Annotated in this window: 24 protein-coding genes; 9 read left to right on the forward strand and 15 right to left on the reverse strand. The window is 64.1% G+C overall.

Annotated elements, in window-relative coordinates; genetic code table 11:
* Nucleotides 1–35: 35 nt before the first annotated feature.
* A complete protein-coding gene (locus IC614_RS03825; protein WP_200972474.1) occupies nt 36–1817 on the forward strand; it encodes a cation:proton antiporter domain-containing protein in 1782 nt (593 codons plus the stop codon).
* Nucleotides 1818–1861: 44 nt separating this feature from the next.
* Here the strand turns inward: IC614_RS03825 and alaS are convergent, their stop codons facing one another.
* The 3 genes from alaS to IC614_RS03840 form a co-directional block, all read right to left on the reverse strand.
* Nucleotides 1862–4522, reverse strand: a complete 2661-nt coding sequence (gene alaS, locus IC614_RS03830) for an alanine--tRNA ligase (RefSeq protein ID WP_200972476.1) — start codon at nt 4520–4522, stop codon at nt 1862–1864.
* A gap of 43 nt (nt 4523–4565) precedes the next feature.
* Nucleotides 4566–5090, reverse strand: a complete 525-nt coding sequence (locus IC614_RS03835) for a hypothetical protein (RefSeq protein ID WP_200972477.1) — start codon at nt 5088–5090, stop codon at nt 4566–4568.
* Nucleotides 5091–5170: 80 nt separating this feature from the next.
* Nucleotides 5171–5794, reverse strand: coding sequence for a glutathione S-transferase family protein (locus IC614_RS03840; protein WP_200973085.1), 624 nt, complete (start codon nt 5792–5794; stop codon nt 5171–5173).
* Nucleotides 5795–5915: 121 nt separating this feature from the next.
* On the opposite strand from IC614_RS03840, the gene IC614_RS03845 reads away from it, so the two are divergent.
* Genes IC614_RS03845 through IC614_RS03855 form a run of 3 tightly spaced genes read left to right on the forward strand, consistent with a single transcriptional unit; the run spans nt 5916 to nt 9316 of the window.
* Nucleotides 5916–7136 carry a multidrug effflux MFS transporter gene (locus IC614_RS03845; RefSeq protein ID WP_200972478.1) on the forward strand — a complete coding sequence of 407 codons (1221 nt, stop codon included), beginning with the start codon at nt 5916–5918 and terminating at the stop codon, nt 7134–7136.
* 39 nt (nt 7137–7175) lie between these two features.
* Nucleotides 7176–8558: a methylenetetrahydrofolate--tRNA-(uracil(54)-C(5))-methyltransferase (FADH(2)-oxidizing) TrmFO gene (gene trmFO / locus IC614_RS03850; RefSeq protein ID WP_200972479.1), complete on the forward strand. Its 1383-nt coding sequence runs from the start codon at nt 7176–7178 to the stop codon at nt 8556–8558.
* Nucleotides 8555–9316, forward strand: coding sequence for a ThuA domain-containing protein (locus IC614_RS03855; protein WP_200972480.1), 762 nt, complete (start codon nt 8555–8557; stop codon nt 9314–9316). Before trmFO ends, IC614_RS03855 begins: the two co-directional genes overlap by 4 nt.
* Before the next feature lie 32 nt (nt 9317–9348).
* Here IC614_RS03855 and IC614_RS03860 read toward each other — a convergent pair whose 3' ends face one another.
* The 7 genes from IC614_RS03860 to eno all read right to left on the reverse strand — a co-directional run bounded on the left by IC614_RS03860 (nt 9349) and on the right by eno (nt 15532).
* Nucleotides 9349–9789: an EF-hand domain-containing protein gene (locus IC614_RS03860; RefSeq protein WP_226372720.1), complete on the reverse strand. Its 441-nt coding sequence runs from the start codon at nt 9787–9789 to the stop codon at nt 9349–9351.
* Between the two features lie 48 nt (nt 9790–9837).
* On the reverse strand, nt 9838–10485 hold the full coding sequence (locus IC614_RS03865; RefSeq protein WP_200972481.1) for a squalene/phytoene synthase family protein: 648 nt from the start codon (nt 10483–10485) through the stop codon (nt 9838–9840).
* Between the two features lie 160 nt (nt 10486–10645).
* Nucleotides 10646–12055, reverse strand: a complete 1410-nt coding sequence (locus IC614_RS03870; protein ID WP_200972482.1) for a pyruvate dehydrogenase complex E1 component subunit beta — start codon at nt 12053–12055, stop codon at nt 10646–10648.
* Nucleotides 12055–13119 carry a pyruvate dehydrogenase (acetyl-transferring) E1 component subunit alpha gene (gene pdhA / locus IC614_RS03875; protein ID WP_226372721.1) on the reverse strand — a complete coding sequence of 355 codons (1065 nt, stop codon included), beginning with the start codon at nt 13117–13119 and terminating at the stop codon, nt 12055–12057. The genes IC614_RS03870 and pdhA overlap by 1 nt, the downstream gene beginning before the upstream one ends.
* A 244-nt stretch (nt 13120–13363) precedes the next feature.
* Nucleotides 13364–13543 carry a hypothetical protein gene (locus tag IC614_RS03880; protein ID WP_200972483.1) on the reverse strand — a complete coding sequence of 60 codons (180 nt, stop codon included), beginning with the start codon at nt 13541–13543 and terminating at the stop codon, nt 13364–13366.
* A 111-nt stretch (nt 13544–13654) separates the two neighbouring features.
* Complete coding sequence (locus IC614_RS03885) at nt 13655–13969, reverse strand: FtsB family cell division protein (RefSeq protein WP_200972485.1); 315 nt, start codon at nt 13967–13969, stop codon at nt 13655–13657.
* A gap of 288 nt (nt 13970–14257) precedes the next feature.
* On the reverse strand, nt 14258–15532 hold the full coding sequence (gene eno / locus IC614_RS03890) for a phosphopyruvate hydratase (protein ID WP_200972486.1): 1275 nt from the start codon (nt 15530–15532) through the stop codon (nt 14258–14260).
* A gap of 153 nt (nt 15533–15685) precedes the next feature.
* Between eno and IC614_RS03895 the strand changes: the two genes are divergently transcribed.
* From IC614_RS03895 to IC614_RS03915, 5 genes are all read left to right on the forward strand, one after another.
* Complete coding sequence (locus tag IC614_RS03895) at nt 15686–16273, forward strand: hypothetical protein (RefSeq protein WP_200972487.1); 588 nt, start codon at nt 15686–15688, stop codon at nt 16271–16273.
* A gap of 2 nt (nt 16274–16275) precedes the next feature.
* On the forward strand, nt 16276–16656 hold the full coding sequence (locus tag IC614_RS03900) for a phage holin family protein (protein WP_200972488.1): 381 nt from the start codon (nt 16276–16278) through the stop codon (nt 16654–16656).
* A complete protein-coding gene (locus IC614_RS03905) occupies nt 16653–17087 on the forward strand; it encodes a hypothetical protein (protein WP_200972489.1) in 435 nt (144 codons plus the stop codon). Before IC614_RS03900 ends, IC614_RS03905 begins: the two co-directional genes overlap by 4 nt.
* Nucleotides 17084–17512, forward strand: a complete 429-nt coding sequence (locus tag IC614_RS03910; protein WP_200972490.1) for a hypothetical protein — start codon at nt 17084–17086, stop codon at nt 17510–17512. The genes IC614_RS03905 and IC614_RS03910 overlap by 4 nt, the downstream gene beginning before the upstream one ends.
* Before the next feature lie 202 nt (nt 17513–17714).
* Nucleotides 17715–17942, forward strand: coding sequence for a DUF4170 domain-containing protein (locus IC614_RS03915; protein WP_200972491.1), 228 nt, complete (start codon nt 17715–17717; stop codon nt 17940–17942).
* Nucleotides 17943–18116: 174 nt separating this feature from the next.
* On the opposite strand, the gene IC614_RS03920 is transcribed toward IC614_RS03915, so the two are convergent.
* From IC614_RS03920 to carA, 5 genes are all read right to left on the reverse strand, one after another.
* Nucleotides 18117–18755 (reverse strand): rhomboid family intramembrane serine protease, encoded by a 639-nt coding sequence (locus IC614_RS03920; RefSeq protein ID WP_200972493.1) that lies wholly within the window; start codon nt 18753–18755, stop codon nt 18117–18119.
* Nucleotides 18756–18930: 175 nt separating this feature from the next.
* Nucleotides 18931–19410: a transcription elongation factor GreA gene (gene greA, locus IC614_RS03925; RefSeq protein ID WP_200972494.1), complete on the reverse strand. Its 480-nt coding sequence runs from the start codon at nt 19408–19410 to the stop codon at nt 18931–18933.
* A 78-nt stretch (nt 19411–19488) separates the two neighbouring features.
* Nucleotides 19489–22818, reverse strand: coding sequence for a carbamoyl-phosphate synthase large subunit (gene carB / locus IC614_RS03930; protein WP_200972496.1), 3330 nt, complete (start codon nt 22816–22818; stop codon nt 19489–19491).
* Nucleotides 22819–22822: 4 nt separating this feature from the next.
* Nucleotides 22823–23377 carry a hypothetical protein gene (locus tag IC614_RS03935; RefSeq protein WP_200972498.1) on the reverse strand — a complete coding sequence of 185 codons (555 nt, stop codon included), beginning with the start codon at nt 23375–23377 and terminating at the stop codon, nt 22823–22825.
* Nucleotides 23374–24549, reverse strand: coding sequence for a glutamine-hydrolyzing carbamoyl-phosphate synthase small subunit (gene carA / locus IC614_RS03940; protein ID WP_200972503.1), 1176 nt, complete (start codon nt 24547–24549; stop codon nt 23374–23376). Before carA ends, IC614_RS03935 begins: the two co-directional genes overlap by 4 nt.
* Nucleotides 24550–24663: the final 114 nt, after the last annotated feature.

Here is a 24663-nt window from a genome sequence, read left to right on the forward strand (position 1 = left end):
GCTGACATCAGCGCCTTTTGCGGCATAAAGGCAATATGCACGGTCATTTCCCCACATCTGGCTTCAGCGACGCGCTGGTGATCCTGGGCGCGGCGGGGGTGGTCATTCCCGCCTTCGCGCGCATCCGGATCAGCCCGGTCATCGGCTTCATCCTCGTCGGCCTGCTGGTCGGCCCGGCGGGTCTCGGCGCGATGGCGGGCGATGTGCCCTGGCTCAACTACGTCACCATCTCCAATCCCGAAGCGGTGGAGCCGTTTGCCGAATTCGGCATCGTCCTCCTCCTCTTCGCCATCGGGTTGGAGCTTTCCTTCCGGCGGCTGTGGGGCATGCGGCGGCTCGTCTTCGGAGTCGGGGCGGCGGAATTGCTGTTCTCGGCGGTACTGATCGGGCTGGCCCTTTACGGATTGGGGCAAAGCTCCAGCGGCTCCATTGCCCTCGGGCTGGCGCTCGCTCTTTCATCGACGGCGCTGGTGCTGCCGCTGGTCGGAACGACAAGCGCGGTGGGGCGGTCGGCGCTCGCCATGCTGCTGTTCGAGGATCTCGCCATCGTGCCGATCATCTTCGCCTTGAGCGCGATGGGACCGCAGAGCACGGAGGGCTTTGGCGGCCTTATGACCACCATCGCGCTCGGCATCGCGACCATGGCCGCGATGCTGGTGCTGGGCCGCATCCTCCTTCCCCGCTTGTTCGCCCAGGCGGCGCGGACGAAGAGCCCGGAATTGTTCCTGTCGGCAAGCCTGCTGGTCGTGATCATCGCCAGCCTGGTCACCACGGCGGCCGGCCTCTCCCCGCTGATGGGGGCCCTCCTCGCCGGGATTCTCATCGCCGAGACCGATTATCACAGCGAGGTGGAAGTCATCACCGCGCCATTCCGGGGCCTGGCGCTCGGTATTTTCCTGATCACGGTCGGGATGAGCGTGGACGTGCGCCTGATCGTGGAAAACTGGAGCGAGGTATTGGCGGCGGTCGTCGGCGTTTTGTTGCTGAAGGCGGTCGTGACGGGCGTTCTGCTGCGGTTGAATGGCGCCCGGAAATCGGTCGCGGCGGAGGCGGGCCTCATCATGGCCTCGCCGTCCGAAACCACGTTGATCGTGCTCTCCGCGGCCTCGGCGGCGCAGCTCATACAGCCGGAAACCGCCGCCTTCTGGCAGATCGTTACCGCGATCGGCCTCACCATCACCCCCCTTCTCGCGAAGCTGGGCCAGGTGACCGCACGGCGGGTGGACCGTCAGGCCGATGTCGAGCCGCAGGGCATCGCCACGGGCCAGGATGCGCCCGACGTGGTCGTCATCGGCTTCGGGCGCGTGGGACGGCTGGTCGCGGATATGCTGACGGCGCATGGGCGCAGCTTCATTGCGGTGGAATCGAATGTCGACACGGTCGCCGCCTGCCGCCGCGAGGGGCTGCCGGTCATCTTCGGCGACGTCGCGCGGCCGGAATTTGTCGACCGGCTGAACCTCGGCCATGCCCGGTCGCTGGTGCTCACCATGGACGATCCGGTGCTGACCGTGCGGCTCACGAGGAAGGTGCGCGGCTGGTGCCCGAACCTCGCCATCGTCGCCCGCGCCCGCGATGCGCGGCACGCGGCCGAGCTTTACAAGGCGGGCGCGACGGACGCGGTGCCGGAGACGCTGGAATCCTCGCTCCAGCTGTCGGAAGCGGTGCTGGTCGACCTCGGTATCGCCATGGGCCCGGTCATCGCCTCCATCCACGAGAAGAGGTCCGAGTTGCGCAAGGAAATCATGGAATTGGGCGATCTGGAGGATGAGCCGGTGCTGACACGGCGGCGGCTGAGGGATGCGATCAATCCGGGTTAATCAGCGATTGTGCTCCTGCAAAAGCAGGAGCACGCTGTAGTCAATCAGGCCGCCACCGCTTCGGCTTCCAACGCAGATTTGATCGCCGCGAGGGCATCGGCGGCCTTGCCGCCGTCCGGGCCGCCGCCCTGGGCCATGTCGGGCCGTCCGCCGCCGCCTTGCCCGCCGAGCGCCGCGACGGCGGCGCGGAGGAGGTCGACGGCGTTGCGGCGTCCGGCGAGATCGTCGGTCACGCCGACGGCGATGCTGCCGCGCCCGTCATTGACCGCGATCATCGCCACGACGCCGGAGCCGACGCGCGCCTTGGCTTCGTCGACCAGGCCGCGCAGGGATTTGGGGTCGAGGCCGTCCATGACCTGGCCGATGAAGCCGTGGCCGCCGACCTGCTCGGTGCCCGCGGCATCCGCCGCCTTCCCGCCGCCGAGCGCCAAAGCCTTCTTCGCTTCGGCCAGCTCCTTTTCGAGGCGGCGGCGTTCTTCGAGGAGGCTCAGGACGCGGGCCGGAACTTCGTCCGGGGTCGCTTTCAACGCCGAAGCGGCTTCCTTCAATTTGTCCTCGCGATCGGTGAGCCATTTGCGAGCCGCTTCACCGGTGAGGGCTTCGACGCGGCGCACGCCCGAGGCGACGGCGCTTTCCGAGACGATCTTGAAGAGCGCGATGTCGCCGAGCGCGTCGACATGGGTGCCGCCGCACAATTCGACCGAATAGCTGTTTTCACCGCCCTGCCCCATGGAGAGGACGCGGACTTCGTCGCCATATTTCTCCCCGAACAGGGCCATGGCGCCCGCGGCGATGGCCTCGTCCGGAGTCATGAGGCGCGTGGTGACGGCGTCATTCTCGCGAATGTGGCGATTCACCTCGACTTCGATCGCTTCGATATCCTCGCTCGTCAGCGCCTTGGGATGGGAGAAGTCGAAGCGGAGGCGATCGGGCGCGACGAGGCTGCCCTTCTGCGTGACATGGGTGCCGAGGCGGTTGCGAAGCGCGGCGTGGAGCAGGTGGGTGGCGCTATGGTTGGCGCGAACACGCGCGCGGCGTTCGGCATCAACCTGCTGACCCAGGATTTCGCCGGTCGCGGCGATGCCCTCCTCGACGATGACATGGAGCGCATGAAGGCGGCCGAGCGGCTTGGACGTGTCGGTAACAATGGCTCGGAAACCACTGTTATTGCTGAGCGTTCCGGCATCGCCCATCTGGCCGCCGCTTTCGCCGTAGAAGGGCGTCTGATTGAGGATGAAGGTGACTTCATCGCCCGCCTCTGCGCGCTCGACGCGAACGCCATTCTTAACGATGGCGAGCAATTGGCCCTCGCCTTCATGGCCGGAATAGCCGGTGAATTCGGTCGAGCCGAATTCCTCGGCGATGTCGAACCACACGTCCTCCGACGCCTTCTGGCCCGAGCCCTTCCAGGCGGCGCGGGCGGCGGCCTTCTGCTCGGCCATAGCTGCGTCGAAACCTGAACGATCGACCTCAAGTCCTTGCGAACGCAGGGCGTCTTCGGTGAGATCGTAGGGGAAGCCGTAAGTGTCGTAGAGCTTGAAGGCGACGTCACCCGGAAGGGTGTCCCCTTCCTTCATAGAGCCCGTGGCTTCGTCGAGGAGGCGAAGCCCCTTGTCGAGGGTCTGGCGGAAGCGGGTTTCCTCCAGCTTCAACGTTTCCTCGATCAGCGGCTGGGCGCGGACGAGCTCGGGATAAGCGGCACCCATTTCGGCCACCAAGGCGGGAACGAGGCGGTGCATCAGCGGCTCCGACGCGCCGAGAATGTGGGCGTGGCGCATGGCGCGGCGCATGATGCGGCGGAGGACATAGCCCCTGCCCTCATTGGCCGGGAGCACGCCGTCGGCGACCAGGAAACCGGAGGTGCGCAGGTGATCGGCGATGACGCGGTGGCTTGCCTGGCGCGCGCCGGTGGTTTCGGTCTTGGTGAATTCGCCCGAAGAGGCGATCAGCGCCTTGAACGTGTCCGTGTCGTAATTGTCGTGAACGCCCTGCAGGACGGCGGCGATGCGTTCGAGCCCCATGCCGGTGTCGATGCTGGGCTTTGGCAGATCGCGGACGATTTCGTTATTCTCCTGCTCATATTGCATGAACACGAGGTTCCAGATCTCAACGAAGCGGTCGCCATCCTCGTCCGGCGATCCCGGTGGGCCGCCCGGAATGTGATCGCCATGGTCGAAGAAGATTTCGGAACAGGGTCCGCACGGGCCGTTATCGCCCATCGCCCAGAAATTGTCCTTGGTCGGGATGCGTATGATGCGGCTTTCGGGGAGGCCGGCGATCTTCTTCCACAGGTCGAACGCCTCGTCGTCCGTGTGGTAGACGGTGGCGGTGAGGCGATTGGGGTCGATGCCCCATTCCTTCGTGATCAGGGTCCAGGCATGGGTGATCGCCCTTTCCTTGAAATAATCGCCGAAAGAGAAATTCCCCAGCATTTCGAAGAAGGTATGGTGCCGGGCCGTATAGCCGACATTGTCGAGATCGTTATGCTTGCCGCCGGCACGCACGCATTTCTGGCTGGACGCGGCGGTGGAATAAGGCCGGGTTTCGAGGCCGGTGAAGACATTCTTGAACGGCACCATGCCCGCATTGACGAACATCAGGGTCGGATCGTTCTGCGGCACGAGCGGCGCGGACGGCACGACCCGGTGTCCGGTGGACCCGAAATAGTCGAGGAAGGAGCGGCGGATGTCGTTGGTCGATGTCATGCCCGCGATTTAGGCGAGGCATGCGGGACGGGCAAGCGGGGAGCTACATGCCGACGGGCTGGCAGAGATCGTCGGGACCGCAGGCCGGGGCGGCGGTTTGATCGGCGACCGCAACAGCTTCGGGCCTTTCCTCCTGGGCCGGAGGATCGGTCGCGTCGACGGGGTAGTAGGCGTAACGCGCAAGGCTACGCTGCGGGAGGGGCTCGGGCTCGGCGGGCATGACGGCATAATCGTCCGCGACATAGGCGGCGGTTTCGACCGGCACGCTTTCCGCGATGCCCAGCTCCGCATCGGAGAAAACGGGATGCTGGAGCCAGGGAAAGCGCCCGGTGCCAAGTTCGCAGCCGTCGCATCCAGCGGTTTGAACGCTCAAACCTGCCTCCTCGCCGGGATATTGGCCGTCATGGGCGGCGCTATATTGGGCGAAGCTGTGATAGTCGTCCCACATGCGGTAGAAGCCGGGATCGATTTCGGCGACCGCGGAACGGCCGAACTGGACGCCAAGGAGAGTGCCGCCGAAGATGAGGGCGGTCGCATAAAGCGCAAGGGACTTCCGGCGGCTCCGCATTTCCGCTTCCATCGAACTGGTTAAAAACCGACAATGGAATAACGGGTTAGCCTTCGGGTCGTTCCGTGGAGGATCTCAACTCAGGCATAAGCGTAAGCGCCGCCTTCTTTCAGCGCGGCGCCATAAGCCGGTCGGGCATGGATGCGGTCGAGCCAGTCGATGAGGTGCGGCCGCCGGTCGTCCAGCCCCGCGCGGTGGCGGGCGGCTTCGAGCGGGAAGCTCATCATGATGTCGGCGGCGGTGAAGGTATCGCCCGCGAACCAGTCGCGGCTCGACAGCTCGCTTTCCAGCCAATCGAGATGCGCGTCCAGCATGCGCTGGATCGGCGCGCGGGCGGGCCTGCCGAGGATGCCGAGGCGGTTGACGACCAGCATCGCGAAGAGCGGCGGCATCATCGAGCCTTCCGCATAGTGGATGAATTGGCGGTAGCGCAGGACATCGTCGCGCTTGGCCGGGGGGCCGAGCTTTCCACCCGCTTTCTCGACGAGATATTCGACGATGGCGCCGCTTTCGGCGACGATCCGGCCCTCATCCTCGATGACCGGCGATTTGCCGAGCGGATGAACCTGGCGCAATTCGCGCGGGGCGAGCATCGTCTTGGGATCGCGCAGGTAACGATGCACGCGATAGGGCATGCCGAGTTCCTCCAGCAGCCAGAGGACGCGCTGCGAGCGCGAATTTTCGAGATGGTGGACGACGATCATCTTGGACAACCTCCGTCCGCTGTCCTATCGGCCTTTCGACCGAAGGGAAATGGAACCTGACCGTTCCTGCCGCGTCCCATCCCCGCGCGGGCGCGCCCTGCCCCGTTACGAAAGACGAAGCATGACAGACGCCCGCCCCGCGGACAGCCCGCTTTGGACCGGCCCGCGGCTTCACGAATTCGTCGCGATGATGGCCGCGTTGATGGCGGTGAACGCGCTCGCCATCGATTCGATGCTGCCCGCGCTTCCGTCCATTGGTGCGTCCCTGAACGTCGCGGACGAAAATCAGCGGCAGCTGGTCATCACGGCGTATCTGCTGGGCTTCGGGGTGGCGCAGCTTCCCTATGGGCCGTTTTCCGACCGGTTCGGGCGCAAGCCGATCCTGGTCGTCAGCCTGCTCTTCTACGCCGTTTTCGCCTTGCTGGCGGGGATCGCATCCAGCTTCACCCTGCTGCTCGGCGCGCGGTTCTGCCAGGGGCTCGCGGCGGCGGGAACGCGGGTGCTGGTCGTATCCATCGCGCGGGACCGGTTCCAGGGGCCGACCATGGCGCGAGTCATGTCCATCACCTTCATCGTCTTCATGCTGGTGCCGGTGCTTGCGCCCGCGCTTGGACAAGCGATCCTGGCCGTCGCGACATGGCGCGTCATCTTCATCACGCTCGCCATTTACGGCGCCGCCGTCCTGACATGGGCGCTGATCCGCCTGCCCGAGACATTGCCCGTCGAGAAACGACGCCCTCTCTCGCTGAGCAAGATTCGGGAAGCGGTGAGCATGACGCTTACGCATCGCCTGTCGATCGGCAACACATTGGCGCTGACCCTGGTGATGGGCGGACTCTTTTCCTTCATCAACTCGATCCAGCAGATCGTGTTCGACGTGTTCAAGCGTCCGGACCTGATGGCGGTCGTCTTCGCCAGCATCGCGGGGCCGATGGCGATCAGCTCCTATCTCAACTCCCGCATCGTCGAACGGATCGGATCGCGGCGGATCATGCTCGCGGGCCTGGCGCTGTTCGCGGGGATCGCCACGCTGCACCTCGGCATCAGTTATTTCCTGGGTGAAAACCTGCTGACTTTCATCGTCCTGCAGGCGCTGACTATGGCCTGTTTCGGGCTGATTTCGGCCAATCTCGGCTCGGTCGCGATGCAGCCGCTGGGCCACATTGCCGGGACGGCTTCGTCGGTGCAGGGCCTCATCACCACGGTTGGCGGCGCGTTGATCGGCCTGTGGGTCGGCCAGCATTTCAACGGGACGACCATTCCGCTGCTCGCCGGCTTCGCGCTGTGCGGCTTTGCGGGCCTGCTGCTCGCCGTCTGGGCCAACCGCCCGCAACCGGCCTGAACGGTTTCCCCCCGGCCCCGCCCGCGCTATGGCCCGCGCATGACGGCACAGGTTCATATCATCGGCGGCGGCCTCGCGGGGTCGGAAGCGGCATGGCAATTGGCGCAAGCAGGCGTGAAAGTGCGCCTGTCCGAAATGCGCGGCGTGGAGGCCACGCCTGCCCATCACACCGACAGCCTTGCCGAATTGGTCTGCTCGAACAGCTTCCGATCGGACGATGCGGACAATAATGCGGTCGGGTTGCTCCACGCGGAGATGCGAGCCTTAGGTTCGGTCATCATGGCTTGCGCAGACGTGCATAAGGTTCCAGCAGGATCCGCGCTGGCCGTGGACCGCGACGGCTTCTCGGCCGCGGTGACCGAGAAGGTCGCGGGGCACCCGAACGTCGAGCTGGTACGCGAGCGGGTGGATGCCCTGCCCGCCGACGCCTCCACTCCCGTCATCGTCGCGACCGGACCATTGACCGCCGCCAAGCTCGCCGAGTCCATCGGCGCGGCGACCGGGAGGGATGCGCTCGCCTTCTTCGATGCCATCGCGCCCATCGTCCATCGCGACACGATCGACATGGAGGTGTGCTGGTTCCAGTCGCGGTGGAACAAGGGATCATCGGGCCGTCGATCCCCCGGATCGACTGAAGATTGCCGGGGGCAATCTTCACCCGATGATGGCAAGGACTACATCAACTGCCCGATGGACAAGGAGCAATATCATGCCTTCGTCCAGGGCCTGATCGACGGCGAGAAGACCGACTTTCGAGAGTGGGAGAAGGACACGCCCTATTTCGAAGGCTGCATGCCGATCGAAGTGATGGCGGAACGCGGTATCGAGACCCTCCGCCATGGGCCGATGAAGCCAGTCGGCCTCGACGATCCGCGCACCGGGCGCTGGCCCTATGCGGTGGTGCAGCTGCGCCAGGACAATGCGCTCGGCACATTGTGGAACATGGTCGGCTTCCAAACCAAGCTCAAATATGCCGAGCAGGTGCGGCTGTTCCGCACCATTCCGGGCCTTGAAAATGCCGAATTCGCGCGGCTGGGCGGGCTGCACCGGAATACCTTCATCAATTCGCCGCAACTGCTGGATGGAACCTTGCGGCTGAAGTCGCATCCGCATATCCGCTTCGCCGGGCAGATCACCGGCTGCGAGGGCTATGTGGAATCGGCGGCGGTGGGCCTCCTCGCGGGGCGGTTCGCGGCGGCGGAGCTTGCAGGCGGCATCCTGCCCCCGCCCCCGCCCGAAACCGCATTGGGCGCATTGCTCGGTCACATCACCGGCGGGGCGGAGGCGGACAGCTATCAGCCGATGAACGTCAATTTCGGCCTCTTCCCGCCGATCCTTGGAAAGACCAAAAAGGCGGACAGGAAACAAATGTACACGGCGCGGGCGCGCGAGGCGCTTGCCGGATGGCGGGAGGCGATATGAGGATTTTCGCGGAACTTCTTCTATCCATCCTGATGCTGACAGGCTGCACGTCGCCGCAGCCGGACCGTTCGCTCTTCGCTTCGAAGCGGGTGCTGATCTTCAGCCACACGACCGGCTACCGGCATGAATCCATCGCGGTGGCAGTGCCCGCTTTGTCCAGGCTGGTGCGCGAGCAGGGGCATACGCCGGTCGCGACCGAAACGCCGGATATTTTCACACTGAAGAGTCTCGAAGGCTTCGACGCCATCATCTTCCTCAGTTCGACGACCGACCCCAAGAACCCGGCGAGCGAATGGTTGACGGGCACGCGGGCCGAGGCGCTGCAAAAATTCGTGCGCAAGGGCGGCGCGATCGTCGGCATCCACGCGGCGTCCGATTCCCATTATCATTCGCCCTGGTATGCAGCCTTGCTCGGCGGCCAGTTCGAGCGGCATCCGCCGGGCACGCCCCAGGGCCGGTTGACGGTGACCGATCCGTCCCATCGGGCAACCCGTGACATTCCGACATCGCATGCGCGGATCGACGAATGGTATCGTATCCAGAAATATGATCCGAAGGCCCGGTTGCTCATGACCCTCGACCCCGCATCGATCGGCGAACAAGGTGGGGCCTGGCCGATCTCATGGGCCCGCACGGAAGGCAGTGGCCGGATTTTCTATACGGCGCTGGGCCATACCAGCCAGAGTTATTCCGATCCGTATTTCCTCGCCCATGTGAAGGGTGGCCTCGCCTGGGCGCTCAACGATAGCAGGAGATAGAGTGCTCTGCGAAAGCAGGAGCACTTATTCGACTAGCAGGCGCACTTCTTCCGCTTGGGCGGCTTCGGCTTGGTGGTTTCATACTCCCTGGGGCTGAGCCAGCCGGAGCGGTCCTTGTCGGCACCGTCGAATTTCTCGACCGTGGTCGCGGCCCATTCCTCGAAGGACAGGCTGCCATTGCCGTTCTTGTCGAGCTTGGCGAACGGCTTCTGGCGGGGCTGGAGCAGTTCGGCCCGGGTGATGCGGCCGTCATCATCCTTGTCGGCGCGGGCGAAGCGTTTCTCTTCCTTCGTTTTCTCCGAAGCGGCGGGCGGCTCGGGCACCTGCTGAAGGAGCGGCGAGACGCCTGCTTGCCGCGCGGCGGGCGCGGGCGGAATCGGGTCTTCGGATTCGGCCCGGCTTTTCCAAATGAAGAAACCCGCCAATACGAGCAACAGCGCCGACCCGACGCCCGCCAAGAAACGCCCCATCATTCTTTCCCCTTTCCGCCGAGGCTAAAGGAAGATTCCCGACATTCCAAGTCAGCGGCCGGTGAGGCGGTGCGCCAGCATCGCGGCCATGCGACGCGGCGCGCCTTGCGGCTCGAAGGGCAGGCCGCAGCTTGCATCGCGGCGGGCGAGCTTGGCGAGCATCGTCAAGGGACGGATGGCGCGGGGCATGGACGTGCCTTTGTCCCGCAACCTCTCCCAGGCAGCGATCAGGGCCGCATTGCGCTCGCCGGGATCGCTAGCGTTGCGGGCGAGATCGGCGAGGGCCCATCCCTCCCCCCAATTCGGGGCCGGGCTGCTTGCCGCGAGAAGCTGGGCGGTCAGGCGGAACAACAGGCCGCCGCGTTCGGCTGCATAAATGTCCAGTGCCGCTCCATCGAGATTGCCGGCGAGGAGCATGCGCCAGCCCTCCTCCAATCCTGCCAGCGCGCCACCGGCGACGCCGCGCGGGAGGACATGGGTTTCCAGCGCCTGGAGGACCGGCTCGGCGGGCGCGGGCGCGGTGTCGAGCCGTTCCAGGGCCTCGCGCCACCAGGCGAGCTTGATCTGGCGGATGGCGGGTTCGCGGCCCGTGGTGAGGGCGGCGCCGAGGGCTGCGTCCAGGGTCCAGAGGGCGCGGACGGCCTCGCGATGGCGAGCCGGGACGTAGGCCAAAGCGAGAGTGCGATCGGGGTCGAGCATTAGCCCCTCCCCTCGATGGGGAGGGGTTGGGGAGGGGTGATGTTCGGGCAAAGCTCGGTGCGGGTGGAGAGATCACCCCCACCAGCAAGGCGGCAGGTTTGTCCCCCGGACAAACCCAAGAGCCGCCTTGCTCCTCCCCCATCGAGGGGGAGGGTTCTTATCACCGATACGTGACCTTCTTTGCCGCCGCGACGACGTCGTCGACCTTGATCAGCGCGGCCTTTTCGAGGTTCGCGGCATAAGGCAGCGGCACGTCTTCGTTGGTGACGCGGAGGACCGGGGCGTCGAGGTCGTCGAAGCCCTTCTCCATCGCGACGGCCATGATCTCGGACGCGATCGAGCAGACCGGCCAGCCTTCCTCGACCACCACCATGCGGTTGGTTTTGGCGAGGCTCTTCAGCACCGTTTGCGTATCGAGCGGGCGAAGGGTGCGGAGGTCGACGACTTCGGCCTCGATGCCCTCGGCGGCGAGCTTTTCGGCCGCGTCGAGGGCGACGCCGACGCCGATCGAGTAGCTCACCAGCGTCACGTCCTTGCCCTCGCGGGCAATGCGGGCCTTGCCGATGGGCAAGACGTAATCGTCGAGTTTCGGCACGTCGAAGCTCTGGCCGTACATCAGCTCGTTTTCGAGGAAGACGACCGGGTCTTCGCTGCGGATCGCGGCTTTCAAAAGGCCTTTCGCGTCCGCCGCCGTGTAGGGCGCGATGACGATGAGGCCCGGGACGCTCGCGTACCACGGGCCGTAATTCTGGCTGTGTTGCGCGCCGACGCGCGCCGCGGCGCCGTTGGGCCCACGGAACACGATCGGGCAGCGCATCTGGCCGCCGGACATATAATTCGTCTTGGCCGCCGAGTTGATGATGTGGTCGATCGCCTGCATGGCGAAGTTGAAGGTCATGAATTCGATGATCGGGCGGAGGCCGCCCATCGCCGCGCCAGTGCCAACGCCCGCGAAGCCATATTCGGTGATCGGCGTGTCGATGACGCGGCGGTCGCCGAATTCGTCGAGCAGGCCCTGAGTGACCTTATAGGCGCCCTGATATTGCGCGACTTCCTCGCCCATCACGAAGACGCGATCGTCGGCGCGCATTTCCTCGGCCATCGCGTCGCGGAGCGCTTCGCGGACCGTGGTGCGGACCATTTCGGTGCCTTCCGGCACTTCGGGGTCGGCTGCTTGGCGGGAGGCGGGTGCGGTGAGCTGGGTCGCGCCGGTGTCCGCCTTCGCCGGCTGTTCCTGGCCCTTGGACTGGACTTCGGTTCCCTGATCGCTCGGCTGCTGGACCGACGCGGCCGAAGCTGTCGGAGCGGTAACGTTCGACGCATCCTCCCCCTCGCCCGCGATCATCGCGATGACGGTGCCGACCTTCACGCCGTCGGATCCTTCCGGCACCAGGATCTTGGCGACAGTGCCTTCGTCGACGGCCTCGAATTCCATCGTGGCCTTGTCGGTTTCGATTTCGGCGAGGATGTCGCCGGACTTCACTTCGTCGCCTTCCTTCACCAGCCATTTGGCGAGCGTGCCTTCCTCCATGGTAGGGGAAAGGGCGGGCATTTTGAGTTCGATGGCCATCAGTATGTTTCCACCAGGACGTCGGTGTAGAGTTCGGACAGATCGGGCTCCGGCGACTGTTCAGCAAAGTCGGCCGATTCAGCGACGATGCGCTTGATGTCGGTATCGATTTTCTTGACCTCGTCGGCGGTGACGCCGGCGGCTTCCAGCTCGCGCTTCAGATGCTCGATCGGATCGGACTTGTCGCGCACCGCCTGCACTTCGTCGCGCGAACGGTATTTCGCCGGGTCGGACATGGAATGGCCGCGATAACGGTAGGTCTTGAGCTCGAGGAGGATCGGCCCCTTCCCCGCGCGCACCCATTCGAGCGCCGTTTCGGCCGCGCCGCGCACCGCGAGGACGTCCATGCCATCCACCTGGATGCCCGGAATGCGGAAGCTTTCGCCGCGCTTGTAGAGCTGGTCTTCGGAGCTGGCGCGGTTGACGCTGGTGCCCATGGCATACTGGTTGTTCTCGATCACATAGATGATCGGGAGCTTCCAGAGCTCGGCCATGTTGAAGCTTTCATAGACCTGACCCTGGTTCGCGGCACCGTCGCCGAAATAGGCCATGCACACGCCGCCGTCGCCCGCATATTTGTGCTTGAAGGCGAGGCCGGTGCCGAGCGAGACTTGCGCGCCGACGATGCCGTGGCCGCCGTAGAATTTATGTTCGACGCTGAACATGTGCATCGAGCCGCCCTTGCCCTTCGAAATGCCGGCGGCGCGGCCGGTCAGTTCGGCCATGATGACGTTGGGATCGATGCCGTAAGCGAGCATGTGGCCGTGGTCGCGATAGCCGGTGATGACCGAATCCCGGCCCGGCTCCAGCGCGGATTGCAGGCCGACCGCGACCGCTTCCTGGCCGATATAGAGGTGGCAGAAGCCGCCGATCAGGCCAAGGCCGTAAAGCTGGCCCGCTTTCTCCTCGAAGCGGCGAATGAGGAGCATCTGCCGGTAATATTCCAGCATTTCCTCTTTCGAGGCCTCGTAACGCCGCGGCTCGGCCGGGCGTTCGCGATTGGAGAGTTGCGGCGCTGCCGTAGCGGTTTCGGCGCTGCCTTTCGTGGTTGGGGTCTTGGCCACGCTGGTCTTTCCTGACGGTTCTTCTCTAGAAGCGGCTCTATGGCCTCAAAGATCGAACGGTGCAAGCGCACGTCGATAGAAGAACCAAGGAGGTTAGATTACTCCGCCGCCCCTTTTTGAATTTTGCTTCTCAGAAGAACGTGGCTCCCAATCCCAGTTTAAGGATGGCACTTGAACTCAGAAACGCCAAGAAAGTTGGGAATCCAGTTTCACCCGAGGAAATAACCGATTTGGCTAATCTCGGCTAGCGTATGGAGCGGCGTGTTTCGCGCTCGTCTTCATCTTCATCGAGATCATTGCGCTGCTGCTTGATGAGCCGGTCCGATTGATCGAGCAGCTGCTTCGTATTCTCAATGCTGTCGCGGAGCGCCGACTGGTTCGCTTCGATCTGGTTGAGCGTATGTTCTCTAGACTGCTTCGACATAGTTAATTCCACACCCCTCCGCGCAATAACCTTGATCTGGATCAAGAGTTCCAGCGCGGAAGCAGTAAAATTTTCGTATGGTGAAAAAGCGTATCCGGCATAGCCAAATGCTTAGTCCGCGATGGGAATGACCACTTCGTCCTGACGGACCAGGCCCAGTTCGCTGCGCACCATTTCCTCAGCGAGGTCCGGGTCGGCCCTGCGCGGATCGAGAAGGTTGGCACGGTGAGCGAGGCGATCGCGTTCCTGCTCGAGCTGGGCGAGCTGAATGGAGCGTTCCGCCTTCAGGCGGCGATAATCGCCATATTGCAGGATGCCGTTCGAGCCGAACACCGCATAGCCCGCGAAGTTCGCGATGATGAGGATCGCGAGCGCAGGCAAGGCCGCGCGGCGGATCAGCAGGATGGCGTTATTCGCGTTCGTCATCGTGGCGTCACAGAATCAGTAAAAGCAGGACGAATCAAGTTCTTTCCCGCCCTTATGGTAAATAAATGCGGATTTCGAGGGCGAAGGTGGGGAAATCGAGGAATTCTGGTCGCTTCCGTCAGCCTCCGCCCCTCCCGTCATTTCGGCGAAAGCCGGAATCTTGCGGCGGGTGAGACGCACTTTTGCGCCGAGACCCTGGCTTTCGCCAGGGTGACGTTAAGATGGCGGGAAAACCTTCTTATCAAAGAGCCCTTAGAAAGGAGGGCGCTAGAAAAGGGATCAGAGTCTTCACCGCAGGATCGAGCGGCCCGCATACACCGCCTGCGCGCCGAGCTCCTCCTCGATGCGGATGAGCTGGTTGTATTTGGCGAGGCGGTCGGAGCGGGCGAGACTGCCGGTCTTGATCTGGCCGCAGTTGGTGGCGACGGCGAGGTCGGCGATGGTGGTGTCTTCCGTCTCGCCGGAGCGGTGCGACATGACGGCGGTATAGCGGTTGCGCTGGGCGAGGCTCACGGCTTCCAGCGTCTCGGACAGGGTGCCGATCTGGTTGACCTTGACGAGCAGCGAATTGGCGAGGCCCTTTTCAATGCCCATGGCAAGGCGCTTGGGATTGGTGACGAAAAGGTCGTCCCCGACGAGCTGGACCTTGTCGCCGATCTTGTCGGTGAGCGCCTTCCAGCCTTCGAAATCGTCCTCGGCCATGCCGTCCTCGATCGAGAAGATCGGGTAGCGGGCGGCAAGATCGGCGAGGTAATCGGCCATTTCTTGCGGAGAGAGGGTCTTCCCCTCACCCACCATGCGGTAGGCGCCGTCCTTGAAGAATTCGGTCGCGGCGCAATCGAGGGCGAGCATGACGTCGCCGCCGGGCGTGTATCCAGCCGCTTCGATCGACGCCATGATGAAGTCCAAGGCGTCGGTTGTGTTGGCGAGGTTCGGCGCGAAACCGCCTTCGTCGCCCACCGCTGTCGAGTGGCCGGCATCGTGCAGGCGCTTCTTCAGGGTGTGGAAGATTTCCGCGCCGCAGCGCACGGCCTCGGCGAGGCTTTCGGCGCCCACCGGCATCACCATGAATTCCTGGAAATCGATCGGGTTGTCGGCATGTTCGCCGCCGTTGATGATGTTCATCATCGGAACGGGCAGCACCCCTGCCGAAACGCCGCCGACATAGCGGTAGAGCGGCAGGCCGCGCGCGTCCGCCGCCGCCTTGGCGACCGCGAGGCTGACGCCGAGGATGGCGTTGGCGCCGAGGCGCGACTTGTTTTCCGTGCCGTCTAGCTCGATGAGGGCGGTGTCGATCTCGCCCTGGTCCTCCGCCTCGAGACCGGCAATGGCTTCGAAGATTTCGCCGGTGACCGCTTCCACCGCCTGGGTGACGCCCTTGCCAAGATAGACGGCCTTGTCCCCGTCCCGCTTTTCGACCGCTTCGTGCGCGCCGGTGGAGGCGCCGGAGGGCACCGCGGCGCGGCCCATGCTGCCGTCTTCCAGCATCACTTCGACCTCGACCGTGGGATTGCCCCGGCTGTCGAGAATCTGGCGGGCATGCACGTCGAGAATGGCGGTCATTGTTACGGCCTCGTTATGAGCTATATTGGATGTGTTGGGTGCCTTATCGGCGCGCGCCCGGCGGCGCAACTTTCGCGTCCGGCAGCGGAACGAAGGCCGCGCGGCGGGTGTTCTGGCGAGACTGGATTCACCAACTTTTACTGGAGGTAGACTATGCCCGCCCGCAACCCGGATGAACTTCCCGAAGGCACCGATCACATCGTCAACGGCGCGATGGAAACCAATGGCACGATGGGCGGCGCGAGCGGCGGCACGGGCACAAGCGGAACCGGCGGCTTCGTGGCGAGCGGCAACAGCACGGGCACCGACGATACGGGCGGCAACGCGACCGGCATCAAGGGCCAGATCCGCCAGGGCGCCCAGTCGCTGAAGAGCCAGGCAACGGACCGCGTGCGCAATTATGCGGTGGACGGCAAGGACCGCGTAACCGGCAAGCTGGACGACCTGTCCCGTATCGTCGAGGACGCGGCGCGGTCGATCGACGAGCGGCTCGGCTCCGAATATGGCGACTATGCGCGCAAGGCCGCCACCTACGTCACCGATTTCTCCAGCAATATCCGCAACAAGGAAGTGGACGAGCTGGTCGACGATGCGAAGGCGCTGATCCGCAAGAGCCCGGCCGCAGCCATCGGCATCGCCGCGGTGGTCGGCTTCACCCTTGTCCGGATTGTGAAGGCCGGCCTCGACGAAAGCGGCGCTTCCAGCAACGGCTCCCGGGCCACGCCGCGCGAGGAGGCCTGACTTTGGCCAGGATCAATCCTGACGACGGCATCGGCGATCTCGTTTCGCGGCTGATCGCGGACGGCAAGGCGATGGCGCGGGCCGAGGTCAATTTGGTGAAGGCGGTCGCCCAACACCGCGCTGAAAAGGCGAAGAGCGGCGCGATCCTGCTCGGGGCGGGCATCGCCTTGCTCCTTGCAGGCTTTATCGGCCTGATCGTCGGCATCGTCATGGGCCTCGCGCCGCTGATCGGGCCCCTGCTCGCCGGCGTCGCGGTGATCGCCGTCGCGGGCATCATCGGCTTCCTGCTGATCCGGGCGGGCGCGCGCAAGCTCGCCGTGCTCGGCTCCGGCAGCGAGGAGGAGCGGGAAGCCCTGGACGACGGACTGCGGGAGGCGGCATGAGCAAGGTCGATACAGCTGAAAAGATCCGCCTCGCGCGGATCGAGGCCGAACGGGCGCGGAGGCAGCTCGATTCCACCTTCGTCGCGACGCGCGCCGCGCTCCGGCCCCAAACCATTGCCAGCAACGCCTGGGACAATGTGAAGGATCTTGGCGGCGGCATCGCGGCCGAAGTGGTGGACACGGTGAAAGGCCAGCCCATCACGGCCTCCGCGGTCGGCGCCGCGCTGGCCGTCGCGGTGGCGAAGCGGCCGCTGCGCTGGCTGTCGCATAAATTGTCGGATCGGGAGGATAAAGCGCCGCTCGTGTCCAAGCCTTATGCAACCGACGCCCTGCCCGCGACGTTCACGGAACCTGCACCCAATAGTCCCCTTTCTCCTCGCGAGGTTCATTCTCCCGAGGAACGCAAGATGAGTGAAGGAATAAGCGTATGACGAAGACCGACCTGATCGACGATGACACCACCATCGCAACCCAGCCCAAAGGCCGTTTTTCCAGCGCGACCAGCCGGGTCCGCGGCACGGCCAGCTCCGCCCGCGACCGGGCCAGCGAAGCCTATCGCAGCGCCCGCGAACGGACGAGCAATGTCCGCCGCCGCACAACCGACGGCATCGGTTCCAATCCGGTCGGCGCGGTGGTCGGGGCGCTGGCGGTCGGCGGCCTGATCGCCGCCCTCCTGCCCAAGACCCGCCGCGAAGTGGAAACGCTGGGCGCCGCCGGGGCCAGGCTGACCGACAAGGCGCGCGAAGCCGCGAAGAGCGCGACCGACGCGGGCCGCGAGAAACTGGACGAGCTTGGCTATGCGGCCGTGAAACAGAAGATCGGCGAGATCGTCGGCGGCAAGAAAAGCGAGGCCTGAAATTGACTTAGGTAAAGCCTCCCCCTTGATGGGGGAGGTTTGGTGGGGGTGATTTACGACGTAGAGCGGAGTGCTTCCGGACGCATCACCCCTCCCCAACCCCTCCCCATCAAGGAGAGGGGCTATTTACAACCAGCCCCCTTGCCTCTGGCGCCGATCCTGCCTAGGCGGACGGCGTTTCCGGCAAGTCGGGGTTTAAAGCATGAACAAGCTGCATCTGGTGTTCGGCGGACGCGTCCGCGATCCGCAGGGGCTGGATTTCGTCGACCTCGACGCGGTGCACCTTGTCGGCCTGTTCCCCGATTATGCCAGCGCGCTCGATGCCTGGCGGGCCAACGCCCAGCGCACCGTGGACGATGCCGAGATGAAGTATGTGGTCGTCCACCTCCACCGGCTGCTCGAACCGAGCCTTGGGGACAAGGTAGGATAATCTATAGCCTCCCCCTTGATGGGGGAGGTTGGTGGGGGTGATCTACGACGTAGAGCGCGCCTTTTCGGAAACATCACCCCCCACCCCAGCAGCACCGGGTGAATACCACCCCGTGCTATTCAGGTCATGCCGAGGACATGACCGACCCGGTACTCCCATCAAGGGGGGAGGGAATCAGGCTTTCCGGTAACGGTAGAGCAAAAGCGGCTTCATCAGGACGAGGCCGGCGAGGAAGCCGCCGATATGAGCGGCAATGGCGACCTGCTGGCCGACCGTGTCGAAGGTAATGCTGGTCAGGAGCTGGAGTCCGATCCAGGTCGCGCCGAGCCAGAGCGCGTGAAGCCATTGCGCGGCGACGGGATTGGCGACCTTCACCCGGTTGCGGCCGAAGAGAAGCGCATAGGCGCCGAGCAAGGCGGAGATGGCGCCGCTCGCGCCGATCATCGGGGCGATTTCGGAGGGTCCGGCCGCATATTGCGCCGCGGCGGCGGCATAAGCGCCCGCAATGTAGAGAGTAATGACGCTGCCCGGGCCCAGGATCGGTTCGACCGACCGGCCGCAGAAAAGCAGGATCAGCATGTTGAAAGCGAGATGGAATATCCCGCCATGGACGAGGGTCGCGGTGAGCGGGGTGAGCCAGACCGGCGCCATGCCGCCCTCGTCGCCATAAGTGATGCGCGCGGGGATAAAGCCAGCCCAGACGGCCATATAGTCGTCGGCGCGGAGCGTGGTGGTGAGGAGCCAGGCGAGCGCAGTGACAGCCGCGATGGCGAGGGTAACACGGGCGGTGCGCCAGTTTTGGGGCGGGCGCATGGCTTAAGCCCTCTCCCGCCGGCGGGAGAGGGTTGGGTGAGGGTGGCGAGCGACAGCGAGCTTTGAGGCGCCTTCAGCGGCGTTTAGCCGCTTCAGCCGCACACCCTCACCCCAGCCCTCTCCCGCTAGCAGGAGAGGGAGTAAGAGGGCGGAATCGCTCAACTCTTGCGCCAACTCAAATGAACTCGATCTTCTCGATCTCGTAATATTTGTCGCCAGACGGGGCGGAGACTTCGACTTCGTCGCCGACCTGGCGGCCGATGAGGGCGCGGCCGAGCGGCGAGGAATAAGAGATGCGGCCGACCTTAGCGTCCGCCTCCGTCTGGCCGACGACCTGATATTTGATCGGCTTGTCATTTTCGTCGAGCAGGTGGACGGTCGCGCCGAACACGACCTTGTCGCCCGACAGGGTCGTCGGGTCGATCACCATGGCGCGGCTCAGGCGATCCTCGATATCGGCGATCTGCGCCTCGATCTGGCCCTGGCGCTCCTTGGCGGCGTGATATTCGGCATTTTCGGACAGGTCGCCATGCGCGCGCGCTTCCTCGATCGCGTCGATGACGGCGGGGCGCTCGACCATTTTCAGGTGCTTGACCTCGGTCTGGAGCCTTTCATAGCCCTCGGCCAGCATCGGCATCTTGTCGACCGTCGCCATCACTCAAGCCTTTCGTCAAAATCATATGCCGGACGACTTCAATAAAGCCGTCCGCAGTCAAAGAAAATGTGCGGAAAATTACGCGTCGGAGCAGGAATAATAATCCTGCAGGGAGCGAACTTCAAGGCTATGGCCTTTTTGAGCTTCGATTGCCTGCACGACCGCCGCGCTTGAGGCCGCAGTCGTGAAGTAAGGCACCTTCGCCATCAAAGCCGCGACGCGGATCGATTGCGAATCCTTGTGGCTTTGCCAGCCTTCTGTCGTGTTGAAGATGAGGTCGATGCCGCCGTCCTTGATCTTGTCGACAATATGCGGGCGGCCCTGCGCGACCTTGTTGACGCGTTCGACGTCGAGGCCTTGGGAGACGAGATAATCGGCGGTGCCGCCGGTGGCGACGGCCTTGAAGCCCATGCCGAGAAGCGCGCGGACGGGTTCCAGGATCAGGGTTTTGTCGCTGTCCTTCACCGACACGAACAAGGTGCCGCCCGCGGGAAGCGTGACGCCGCCGCCGAGCTGCGATTTCAGGAAGGCGGTCGGAAAATCGTTGGCAATTCCCATGACTTCGCCGGTGGATTTCATTTCCGGTGAGAGGACCGGATCGACGCCCGGGAAGCGCGCGAAGGGGAAGACGGCTTCCTTGACCGCGATATGATCGACGCTGCGGGCGAGCGGCAGGAATTTCGCTAAAGGCTCCCCCGCCATGACGCGGGCGGCAATCTTGGCGACCGGGGTGCCGATCGCCTTGGCGACGAAGGGCACGGTGCGGCTGGCGCGCGGATTGACTTCGATCAGGTAGACCTGGCCGTCCTTCACCGCGAACTGGACGTTCATCAAGCCCTTCACACCCAAAGCGAGGGCGAGCGCCTTCGCCTGGCGTTCGATCTCATCCACAATGGACTTATCGAGGCTGTAGGGGGGTAACGAGCAGGCGCTGTCGCCCGAATGGACGCCCGCTTCCTCGATATGCTGCATCACGCCGGCGATGGCGACTTCCGTGCCGTCGCTGATCGCGTCCACGTCGACCTCAATGGCGTCGCGCAGATATTGATCGATGAGGACCGGGCTTTCGCCGGACACCTGCACGGCGGTGACGATATAGTCTTCGAGCTGGGCGGGGCCGTCGACGATCTCCATGGCGCGGCCGCCGAGCACATAGGACGGACGGGTGAGGACGGGATAGCCGATACGCTCTGCGACGACGAGCGCCTCTTCCCGGCTGCGCGCCATGCCATTGCGCGGCTGCTTGAGGCCCAAGCGAGTGACGAGATTGGCGAAACGCTCGCGGTCTTCGGCGAGATCGATGGCATCGGGCGAGGTGCCGAGGATCGGAATGCCGGCCCTTTCGAGCGCGGCGGCGAGCTTTAGCGGGGTCTGGCCGCCGAACTGGACGATGACGCCGTGAAGCGTGCCGCGCGACTGTTCGACGTGGAGGATTTCGAGCACGTCTTCGACGGTGAGCGGCTCGAAATAGAGGCGGTCGGACGTGTCGTAATCTGTCGACACCGTCTCCGGATTGCAATTGACCATGATGGTTTCATAGCCCGCCTCATCGAGCGCGAAGCAGGCGTGGCAGCAGCAATAATCGAACTCGATCCCCTGCCCGATCCGGTTCGGGCCGCCGCCCAGGATGACGACCTTCTTCGCGTCGGACGGCTGGCTTTCGTCCTCGGGCGCGCCGAAGCTCGGCGCCTCGTAGGTCGAATACATGTAAGGGGTCTTCGCCGCGAATTCGGCGGCGCAGGTGTCGATGCGCTTGAACACCGGACGGACGCCGAGCCTGTGGCGGAGCGCGCGGACCTCATCCTCGCTGGTGGCGCCGGTCATCGCCTTCACCGTGTCATGGATGAGCCCGTGGCCCTGAGCCATCGTCTTGCCGCCCACGACATTGGCCGCCCTGATCGCGAGATCGGCGAGGCGCTTGTCGGAAAAGCCCATGGCCTTCAAACGGCGCAGTCCTTCGGCATCGCGCGGCAGGCCGTTCTTGCAGACCCCCTCTTCCGCCTCGACGATTTCCTTGATCCGCTCCAGGAACCAGGGGTCGTATTTGGCGATGGCGTGGATTTCCGCGACGGTAAAGCCTTCGCGCAGGGCCTGGGCGGCCACCAGCAGGCGGTCGGGCGACGGCGTGGCGAGCGCGGCCTCAATCTCCTCACGCGGGGCGCCGTAGAGCGATTTGACGCCGTCGAAGCCGGTGAGGCCGGTTTCGAGGCCGCGCAGGGCCTTTTGCAGGCTTTCGTGGATGTTGCGGCCGATCGCCATCACCTCGCCCACCGATTTCATCGCGGTGGAAAGGAGGGCTTCCGAGCCCTTGAACTTTTCGAAGGCGAAGCGCGGGATCTTCGTCACGACATAGTCGATGGTCGGCTCGAAGCTCGCCGGGGTCGCGCCGGTGATGTCGTTGTCGATCTCGTCGAGGGTATAGCCCACGGCGAGCTTCGCGGCGACCTTGGCGATGGGGAAGCCGGTGGCCTTCGACGCGAGCGCCGAGGAGCGGCTGACGCGCGGGTTCATTTCGATGACAACGAGGCGCCCGTCCTTCGGATTGACTGCGAACTGGACGTTGGAACCACCTGTTTCGACACCGATTTCACGCAAGCAAGCGATGCTCGCGTTGCGCATGATCTGATATTCCTTGTCGGTCAGCGTCAGCGCCGGCGCGACAGTGATCGAATCCCCGGTATGGATGCCCATCGGGTCGATATTCTCAATCGAGCAGATGATGATGGCATTGTCCGCGCGGTCGCGGACCACCTCCATCTCATATTCCTTCCAGCCGAGGACGGATTCCTCGATCAGCACCTCGGTCGTCGGGCTGGCGTCGAGGCCGCCCGTCACGATGCGGACGAATTCGTCCTTATTGTACGCAATGCCGCCGCCCGTGCCGCCGAGGGTGAAGGACGGGCGGATGATCGCGGGGAGGCCCACGACGTCCAGCGCCTTCATCGCATCATCGAGGCTGTGGGCGATCTGGCTCTTCGGGCTTTCGAGCCCGATCTTGTCCATCGCGTCGCGGAATTTCAGGCGGTCCTCGGCCTTGTCGATGGCCTCGGCATCCGCGCCGATCATGGTGACGCCGAACTTGTCGAGCGTGCCGTCGCGGAAGAGCGCGAGCGCGGTGTTGAGCGCCGTCTGCCCGCCCATCGTCGGGAGCACCGCGTCGGGCCGCTCCTTCTCGATGATCTTGGCGACGACTTCCGGCGTGATCGGTTCGACATAGGTCGCGTCGGCTAGCTCCGGATCGGTCATGATCGTCGCGGGGTTCGAATTGACGAGGATGATGCGATAGCCCTCCTCTCGCAGTGCCTTGGCGGCCTGCGTCCCCGAATAATCGAACTCCGCCGCCTGCCCGATAACGATGGGCCCCGCGCCGATGATGAGGATGGAGGAGATGTCGGTTCTTTTGGGCATATACCTACCGGATCAGTTTAGAGATTGCCTCAATGAGAGGTAGTAAATCTTTGACTTCCTTTAACCATCCCAAAATGCGTTTCAGTAGGCCGAGCTTGGGAGTGGGCAAATCAACGATGTCTTCGCAGATCTTTATTAAGCCTAAGACCTGCGCCTTCTCACTTTGAGAAAGGTCCGATTCCACCATCAACTTGACGCATTGGCCTAAGTGAAATCGTATTGTTGCTAATTTAACCTGGGAGACAGGTGCCGTAGCGTCCGGCTCGTTCCAGTGGTCAACAATTAATCGCTCCGTATTCGCAAAGCGCCAGTCAGATTCAACTAAGGCCATTCCGGCTTCCGAGATGGCATATTTTTCGCCCGGCTCATGCAGGCGGAGGTAGCCTTCATCGACAAGTGAATCGAGTAGGACGCAAATATGCTGACTCGACACTTCCAATTGGAGCGCGCGCTTTAGCGATGTGGCGGAGGCCCTACGATCAGATTTTCCTTTGATTGCTCGGTCATAGAGCGCCAGCAATAGCTGATTTTTCAGCTCTGGATGAGATAGAGTGCTCATTTCTCCTGAGCTGCAATGTGACGGATGAACTTTTTGAACAGGTAGATGCTATCCTGCGGCCCTGGGCTCGCTTCCGGGTGATATTGCACCGAGAAAGCCGGGCGATCCGTCAGTTCCAGCCCCGCGAGACTCCCGTCGAACAAGGAAATATGCGTCGCCCGCGCATTGTCCGGCAACGTTTCGGTTTCGACCGCGAAGCCGTGGTTCATGCTGGTGATTTCGACGCGGCCGTCCTCCAGGCGCTTCACCGGATGGTTGGCGCCGCGGTGGCCCTGGTGCATCTTGGCGGTCTTGGCGCCGACGGCGAGGCCGAGGAGCTGGTGGCCGAGGCAGATGCCGAAGAGCGGCTTCCTAGTTTCGAGCAGCTGCCGGATCACCGGCACGGCATATTCGCCGGTGGCGGCGGGATCGCCGGGGCCGTTCGACAGGAAGATGCCGTCGGGCTTGTGGGCCATCACGTCTTCATAGGTCGCGGTGGCGGGCAGCACGGTGACGCGGGCGCCGGCGGCGGCGAGGTTGCGGAAGATGTTGCGCTTCGAGCCGTAATCGATGGCGACGACATGCGGCAGGCTCTCGTCGTCGGAACCGGGGGCATAACCCTCGCCCCGCTTCCACAGGCCGCCCGACCAGCGGTACATCTGGCGGCAGGACACTTCCTTGGCGAGGTCCATGCCCTCAAGGCCCGGCCAGGCCCGCGCCTTTTCCTTCAGGGTTTCGATATCGAACGCGCCCCTGGCATTGTGCGCGATGACGCCGTTCGGGGCGCCTTTTTCGCGGATCAGGCGGGTCAGGGCCCGGGTGTCGACGCCGGACAGGCCGATGCGGCCGTTCGCCTTCAGCCACTGGTCGAAATCCTGCACGGCGCGGAAATTGGACGAATGGGTCACGTCCTCGCGGACGATACAGCCGAGGGCGAAGGGATTGTCCGCTTCGACGTCCTCATAATTGGCGCCGACATTGCCGATATGGGGGAAGGTGAAGGTGACGATCTGCGCGGCGTAGGAGGGATCGGTCATGATCTCCTGATAGCCAGTCATCGCGGTGTTGAAGCACACCTCGCCGACCGCATCGCCCTCGGCGCCGAAGCCCCTGCCCCAGATCACTGTCCCATCCGCCAACACCAATACGCCCGTGGCTCCGTGTGGCGCAGGCATATGTCTGGTGTCGGCCATAAGGCGGGCACTCCTTGCAAGAGGTTCTGGCGATGTCGCTAAGGCTCGTCCGCTAGAGACCGGCGCGGGCAGCGTCAATCTATTAAACCGGCTTTATGCGGGCTATCGTGCGTC

This window comes from Sphingosinicella flava (assembly GCF_016025255.1).
In the GTDB taxonomy this organism is placed as follows: domain Bacteria; phylum Pseudomonadota; class Alphaproteobacteria; order Sphingomonadales; family Sphingomonadaceae; genus Allosphingosinicella; species Allosphingosinicella flava.